Source organism: Streptomyces sp. NPDC057654, assembly GCF_042800135.1.
GTDB lineage: Bacteria > Actinomycetota > Actinomycetes > Streptomycetales > Streptomycetaceae > Streptomyces.
In genome coordinates this window covers 1-5572 of record NZ_JBHVHQ010000583.1, presented here as the reverse complement: position 1 = coordinate 5572, position 5572 = coordinate 1, and the positions used below count along the sequence as shown (strand labels likewise).

At 71.1% G+C, this 5572-nt stretch carries 6 protein-coding genes; all 6 read right to left on the bottom strand.

The genetic code is table 11. The annotated features are described in order from the left end of the window. The coding region (locus ACFU99_RS31230) for a methyltransferase (protein ID WP_384398412.1) at positions 1-941 on the bottom strand (941 nt) is incomplete at its 3' end. A gap of 120 nt (positions 942-1061) precedes the next feature. After that, a complete protein-coding gene (locus tag ACFU99_RS31225) occupies positions 1062-1304 on the bottom strand; it encodes a ferredoxin (protein ID WP_384398410.1) in 243 nt (80 codons plus the stop codon). Positions 1305-1320: 16 nt separating this feature from the next. Further along, a complete protein-coding gene (locus ACFU99_RS31220) occupies positions 1321-1707 on the bottom strand; it encodes a hypothetical protein (RefSeq protein WP_384398408.1) in 387 nt (128 codons plus the stop codon). A gap of 8 nt (positions 1708-1715) precedes the next feature. Then, entirely contained in the window at positions 1716-2927 is a 1212-nt protein-coding gene (locus tag ACFU99_RS31215) for a cytochrome P450 (RefSeq protein ID WP_384398406.1), read from the bottom strand. Positions 2928-2934: 7 nt separating this feature from the next. After that, complete coding sequence (locus ACFU99_RS31210; protein ID WP_384398404.1) at positions 2935-4128, bottom strand: cytochrome P450; 1194 nt, start codon at positions 4126-4128, stop codon at positions 2935-2937. Between the two features lie 109 nt (positions 4129-4237). Then, a partial coding sequence (locus tag ACFU99_RS31205; protein ID WP_384398402.1) for a tryptophan 7-halogenase occupies positions 4238-5572 on the bottom strand: 1335 nt, incomplete at its 5' end.

The window sequence follows — 5572 nt, the reverse complement described above, 5'->3', positions numbered from 1 at the left end:
TGGAGCATCAGCATGAAGTCCATTTCGACGGCGGAGGCGTCCGCGTCCCCGATGTCGTTGACGACCGCCTCCATGATCAGCAGCCGGGCGCCGTCGCCCATGGCCGACCGTACGTTGGTCAGCGTCGCCAGCGCCCGTTCGTCGGGCTGGCTGTGCAGCACGTTGCTCATGAGGTAGGTGTCCGCGCCGCTCGGCACCCCCTCCAGCATGTCGCCGCCGACGATCTGGCAGCGGTCCGCGACCGAGAGGGCGCTCAGAGTCGCCGGGGCGTCCTCGACCACCTGCCGGCGGTCGAACAGGATGCCCTTCAATCGCGGGTGCCGGGCGAGGATCGCGCCGAGCATGGCCCCGTTGGCGCCTCCGATGTCGGCCACCACGTCGTCGGAGGCGAAGTCGACGGCGTCGAGGACGGCGTCGAACTGCCGGGGGTCCTGCAACCGGCAGAACCGCCCCTTCGGACGCTCCTGTGACGGTTGCCCTTCCGGCCCCGCCTCAGGCTGCCCCTCCGCCGCCGGTCCGCCCTCGGTGACGACGACCCTCCGGAGATGTCCCAGCCGCTCGGCCTCGCCGGTGCGCAGCACCTGGACGATCCGTGTGAACGCGCCGAACTGCGCGTCCGCGTCGTCGCCCATCATCAGCATCGGCCGCATGCTGCCGGGGCTGTCGCTGCGCAGGCACTCCGCGTTCGGGGTCATCGCGAACTCCCGCCCCGGCAGCTCCTCGAAGACTCCTTTCCGGGCCACGTACCGCAGCGTCCGGTACAAGGCGTCCGTATCCGCGCCGACTTCCTTGGCGATCTCCTCGACGGGCTTCGGCCCGGCGGCGAGCGCGTCGGCGACGCCCAGCGTGGCCAGGCCCCGGATGGCGAAGGGCAGCAGCAGCTGCGCCTTCTGGTACAGGTCGACGCGTTGCGGATTCTCCTGCCCCATGACGTGGAACATGTGGGTCACCTCCCAGACACGGGGGCGGTTCCCGGCCGCCGCGGTCCCCGCCCGGCCATGGCTCCGCCCCCTTCGGACCTTCGATCACCGGCTCGCGGCCTCCGCCCCGCGACGGCCGGGCTACTCTGCTCCCGACGCCCCGGCCGCCTCGGATTGCTCCTCCTCCGGCCGCGTGACCAGCGTGATCGCGCCGGAAGGGCACCGCGACGCCGCCGCGCGCATGGCCACGGCCAGCTCCGGGCCGGGGGCGGTGGCGAGGAGCATCACCTTGCCGTCCTCCTCCGACTGGTCGAAGACCGCCGGCACCGTGAGCACGCACAGTCCGGAAGCCGCGCACTTGCCGCGGTCGACTCGTACCTCCATCGCCCTCCCCCTCTCCTCACCGACAACCCCTCAATCGTTTTCCACCAGTGCGTCGTTCACCAGCTGACGGGCAGTCGATCGACCCCGTATACGGGCGTGTGCACGCGGAAGGGCACTTCGTCGCCGGGTATCGCCAGTCCATCAGGTTGCCGATCCAGTCCTCCGACCGGGGGCCCGCGTCACGCTCGCCGAACCGGCGCCGGTTGCTGAAGCGGACGGGGTCGCCGAGGATGCGGCGCACCTCGGCGTGGCCCGTGGCGAGCCACTCGGCCGGCTCGCCCGGGGATTCGCCCTCGCTGATCTTCACCAGAGGCGATTCCCGGCGCAGCCGGGCCAGTTCGGCCGCGGGGGTGAAGCGCTCGCGGCGCGTATGCATGGGGATGGGCCGGGTTTGCTGAGTCATCGCACCCCTTACCAGGTGACCGGCAGTCGTTCCACGCCGTATACGGACGCGTCCTCGCGGAAGGGCACCTCGTCGCCGGGTACGGCCAGCCGCAGGGCGGGGAAACGGCGCAGCAGCGCGAGATAGGCGATGCGCATTTCCATCCTGGCCAGTGCCGCGCCGAGGCAGTGGTGGATGCCGTGGCCGAGGGCCAGGTGAGGGACGGGCTCGCGGGTGAGGTCGAAGCGGTCCATGCCGTCGCCGAGGGCGTCGTCGCGGTTGGCCGTCGCGATGGAGCAGATGACCTGCTCGCCCGCCTTGATCAGCTGATCGCCGATGGTGACGTCCTCGACGGCGAACCGGGCGGTCGGGGCGTGCACCACGGACAGGTACCGGAGCAGTTCCTCGATCGCGCGGTCCGCGAGCGCCGGGGCGTCGCGCAGCGCGGCGAGCTGGCCGGGGTGGTCCAGGAGGACCAGGGTGCCGAGGCTGAGCATGCTGGAGGCGTTGTCGATCCCGGCGAGGAGCAGGACGAGGATGACGCTTTGCAGTTCCTCGTCGGTGAGGCGGTCGCCGTGGTCGCGTACGAGCATGCCGATGAACCCCTCGTCGGGGTCCTCGCGCTGACGGGCCAGCAGGGCGGCGAAGTAGCGGGAGAGGTACGAGCCGTGGGTGCTGCGGCCGCCGCTGACGAAGGCTCGGCTGCGGCGTTCGAAGTCGGCGCGGTCGTCGCGCGGGACGCCGATCAGTTCGCAGAGCGTCCCGACGGAGACGCGCCAGGTGAACGCGGACACCAGGTCGGCGGGCGGCCCGGCCGCCTCCATGGCGTCCAGGCGCTCCGCCGCCAGGGCCTCGACGCGGGGCTCCAGCCGCCGGATCCGCCGCACCGTGAACTCCGGCGTCAGCATCGCGCGCAGCCGCGTGTGCTCGGGCGGGTCGTAGTCGACGAGGAGGCTGCCGAGCCAGCCGTCCGGCCGGGAGCCGGCGTCGGTGCGGGCAGGTCCGCTGCTGCTGAAGCGGGCGGGGTCGCCGAGTACGCGGCGGACCACGTCGTAGCCGGTGGCCAGCCAGCGGGTCCCGGCCGCCCCCGGGTCCGTGACGGCACCCGTACCCGTGCTCGTGCTCGTGCCCGTATCGATCTTGGTGAGAGGCGCCTCCGTGCGCAGGCGGCTCAGTTCACGGGAGGGGTCGAAGCGGTCCCTGCGCGTGTACGGGCGCGCGGACCGGGTTTCCTGTGTCATCGCGGCCTCACCAGGTGACGGGCAGATCGTTCACGCCGTAGATGAGCGACTGCGCGGGCCGGAACGAGACCTCCTCCGCCGGGACGGCGAGCCGCAGGCCGGGGAAGCGGCGCAGCAGCGCCGGGTAGGCGGTCCGCAGCACCATCCGGGCGAGCGGCGCGCCCACGCAGTGGTGGATGCCGTGTCCGAAGGCGACGTGGGAGACGGGGGTGCGGGTGATGTCGAAGTCGTCGCGCGGCCCGTCGGGGTCCTGTAGCCGGTTGGCGGCGAACAGCGAGCAGACGACCCGCTCGCCGGCCTTGACGACATGCCCGGCGACCTCGATGTCCTCCAGGGCGGTGCGGGGCGAGGCGGTGGGGATGACGGAGACGTAGCGCAGCAGTTCCTCCACGGCCTGGTCGATCAGTTCGGGGCGCTCGCGGAGCAGGGCGAGCTGGTCGGGGTGTTCCAGCAGCACCTGGATCCCCGGCCCGAGCATGCAGGCGATGTTCTCGATCCCGGCCGCCATGAGGGACAGGCTGATGCCGGCCAGTTCCTGGTTGCTGATGTCGTCGCCGTGCTCGCGCACGAGCATGCCGATGAGTTCCTCGCCGGGGTTCTTCCGTTGCAGCGCCGCGAAGTGGATCATGTGGCGGAACAGCACGTTCGAGGCCGAGTGGCCGTGGTGGGTGCCGGTGTGGCGGTTCAGTTCGTCGAGGCGGCGGGCGAGCTCGGCCCGGTCGTCGCGGGGGATGCCGAGCAGTTCGCAGGTGACCAGCGCCGGTACGGACCAGGCGAAGTGCTTCATGAGGTCGGCCGGCGGGCCGGCCTCCTCCAGGGTGTCCATGCAGTCCTCGGTGATGGCCTCGATGTGCGGTGCCATCCTGCGCATCCGGCGGACCGTGAACTCGGGCGTCAGCATCTGCCGGAGGCGGGTGTGCTCGGGCGGGTCGTACCGCAGCAGGTTCCCGGCCTGGACGAGCTCCAGGGACTCCGCCTTGCTGTCGGCGGGCGGGAGGGTGCTGAACCGCTCCGAGCCGCCGAGCACCTCCCGCACCTCGTCGAATCCGGTGGCGAGCCACCCCTCCAGGCGGCTGGCGGTTCCGCGGCTGACGTTCGCCCGCTCCGCGAGCGGCCGCTCGGCGCGCAGCCGGGCGAGCTCGGGCACGGGGTCGTACCGGTCGCGGCGCGTGTGTACGGGGATCTCTCCTTGCTGCGTCATGGGCGGAGCAACCTCCTTCTCGGCGCTGCGTATCCGGGCCCGGAAGCCGCGGGCCCGGAATCGGGATACACGAACCAGGCTTCACGAATCGGGCTTCACGAACCGGGCTTCACGAACCGGCGAACGGCAGCCAGTACATGCTGTCCGACGACGACACGAGCCCGCCGGGGAACATCGGGGTCTCCGGCGCCGCGTCCTGGCCGAGCAGCGCGTGCATCTGCACCTGGGAGCTCTCGCTCATGGCCGCGCGCACCACCGAGGACTTGATCAGCGGCACCATGTTCCCGTCGTCGCTGTGGGCCAGGTGGTCCACGGCGGAGGCGAACTCGTCGTAGCCCGCGCGGCGGCGGTCCATGACGGCGTCGGCCTCGGTGAGGGCGGACTCGCCGGAGGAGACCCCGCCCACGAGGTCGACGAACGCCTCGAATTCGGAGCGGTTGTGCTGGGTGACCTTCTTGGCCTGCCAGAAGTACGAGGACTCGCTGCGGTGCATGTCGTAGAACGAGACCAGGAATTCGTAGAAGACGCCGTACTCGCGCCGGTACCTGTTCTCGAACTCCTTCATGGCCGCCTCCTCGCTCACGAGTCCGGCCAGCGTGCTGTTGATGCTCCGGGCCGCCAGCAGCGCGCTGTAGGTGGCGAGATGGACGCCCGACGAGAAGACCGGGTCGACGAAGCACGCGGCGTCGCCGATCAGCATCATGCCGGGGCGGGAGAACGTCGTGTGGTGGTACGAGTAGTCCTTGCGGACCCGGATCTCGCCGTACTGGCCGGTCGTGACCCGTCGGGCGTCCGCCAGATACTCGGCGATCAGGGGGCATTCGGCGATGAGGGCCCGCAGCGCCTTCTCGGAGTCGCCCTGGATCTTCTCGGCCAGCTCCCGCCGCACGACCGCGCCGACGCTCGTCAGCGTGTCGCTCAGCGGGATATACCAGAACCAGCCGCTGTCGAACGCCACGGACAGGATGTTGCCCGAGTTCGGCTCCGGGAGCCGTTTGCCGTTCTCGAAATAGCCGAACAGCGCGAGGCTGCGGAAGAACTCCGAGTAGTTACGGGAGCCGCCCACCCGCCGGTACAGCCGGCTCTTGTTGCCGGACGCGTCGACCACGAACGTGGCGAACGCCTCCCGTTCCGTGCCGTCCACATCGGTGTACCGGACGCCGCGCACCCGCTCGTCGTCGGCGATGACGTCGGCGACGCCGCATCCCTCGCGCACCTCGGCGCCCGTGTGGCGGGCGTGGTTGAGCAGAATGTGGTCGAACTTCGACCGCTCCACCTGGTACGCGAAGGACGTCGGGCCCGCCATGCGCGGGGAGACCGAGAAGGAGAACGTCCACGGCTCCGGCGTGGCGCCCCAGCGGAACGTGCCGCCGCGCTTCCGGGGAAAGCCCGCCTTGGCGAGTTCGTCCGCGACGCCCGTGAGGCGGCATACCCCGTGCACGGT

What these genes read in the sequence shown, in the direction of transcription:
- ACFU99_RS31225 (WP_384398410.1), bottom strand. Translation starts at nt 1,304, where the DNA reads ATGGAGGTACGAGTCGACCGCGGCAAGTGCGCGGCTTCCGGACTGTGC.
- ACFU99_RS31210 (WP_384398404.1), bottom strand. Translation starts at nt 4,128, where the DNA reads ATGACGCAGCAAGGAGAGATCCCCGTACACACGCGCCGCGACCGGTAC.
- ACFU99_RS31220 (WP_384398408.1), bottom strand. Translation starts at nt 1,707, where the DNA reads ATGACTCAGCAAACCCGGCCCATCCCCATGCATACGCGCCGCGAGCGC.
- ACFU99_RS31215 (WP_384398406.1), bottom strand. Translation starts at nt 2,927, where the DNA reads ATGACACAGGAAACCCGGTCCGCGCGCCCGTACACGCGCAGGGACCGC.